1 protein-coding gene is annotated in these 1,475 nt (G+C 67.3%); it reads left to right on the top strand.

Annotation, left to right across the window (positions count from 1 at the left end):
• Positions 1 to 140 precede the first annotated feature (140 nt).
• Positions 141 to 1,409, top strand: a complete 1,269-nt coding sequence (locus ACWD68_RS41850) for an IS256 family transposase (RefSeq protein WP_451811714.1) — start codon at positions 141 to 143, stop codon at positions 1,407 to 1,409.
• Positions 1,410 to 1,475: the final 66 nt, after the last annotated feature.

Genomic DNA, 1,475 nt, shown 5'->3' with positions numbered 1-1,475 from the left:
GGGAGTGTCATGAATCAGGTGTTGACCTCCTCGAAGGAGTGAGCCTGATGAGTACGACGACTGATCACCTGATCGGGGCCGTGGACAGCGTGTCGCTTGCCGAGGTCGGCGTGAACGTTGATGGTGCCGACGTGAAGTCGATGCCGGTGTCGCAAAACGGTCTGTCCAGTGAGCTGCTGGAGGAGCTGGCCGCGCTCGCGGCCGAGAAGGTCCGCGGGGACGGTCTGCGGCTGATGGGTGAGGGCGGGCTGCTGCCCGAGCTGGCCCAGCACCTGATGCAGGCCGCTCTGGAAGCCGAGATGGACGAGCACCTGGCCGCCGGGGCCGGCCGGGCCGGTGGACGCGGTTCGCGCTCGGGCGGCAACATGCGCAACGGCTACCGGAGCAAGAAGGTGATGACGGAGGTCGGCACCGTCACGGTGCAGATTCCGCGTGACCGGCTGGGCACTTTCCAGCCCCGGATGCTGCCCAAGTACGCCCGTCGGACCGGCGCGTTGGACGATCTGGTCATCTCGCTGACCTCGAAGGGCCTGACCTCCGGGGAGATCGTCTCCCACCTCGCCCAGACCTATGGCATGACGACGACGAAGGAGACCATCTCCACGATCACTGACAAGGCCCTGGAGTCGATGGCGGAATGGCGCACGCGCCCGCTGGACGCGGTCTACCCGGTCGTCTTCATCGACGCCGTGCACGTGAAGGTCCGCGACGGTCATGTCGCCAACAGGCCGATCTATGTGGCCATCGCGGTCACCGCCGACGGCTACCGGGAGATCCTCGGACTGTGGGCCGGCGACGGCGGCGAGGGCGCCAAGTACTGGCAGACCGTCCTGACCGAGATCAAGAACAGAGGCGTCCGCGATGTACTGATGCTGGTCTGCGACGGGCTGAGCGCGCTGCCCGACGCGGTCGGCACCGTCTGGCCGCAGACCGTCGTGCAGACCTGCGTGGTCCACCTCATCCGCGCGAGCCTGCGCTATGCCTCGCGCCGAGACTGGGCCGAACTCGCCCGTGACCTCAAGCCTGTCTACACCGCCGTCAACGAGGACGAGGCTCGCCAGCGGCTGGCCGACTTCGACGGCAAGTGGGGCAAACGCTATCCGTCGATCGCCGGGACCTGGGAGCGGGCATGGAGCGAGTTCGTGCCCTTCCTCGGCCTGCCCGACGCGATCCGTCAGGTCGTCTACACGACCAACGCGATCGAGTCCCTCAACGCCCGGTACCGGCGCGCGGCCCAGGCATGCGGACACTTCCCCAACGAGCAGGCCGCCCTCAAGCGCCTCTACCTCGCCACCCTCGCCCTCGACCCCACCGGCCGCGGCCGCCAGCGCTGGAACAACCGCTGGAAATCCGCCCTCAACGAGTTCGACGTCCTCTTCGACGGCCGCCTTACCGCCGGACGAGTGTGAGCCGATCAGCCCACCGAAGAACCTGTAGGCCAAGCAGACGAACCACACCTGATTCCTGATAGACCC

This window comes from Streptomyces sp. NPDC005141, assembly GCF_053599975.1.
This window is presented reverse-complemented; position numbering and strand designations above follow the sequence as displayed.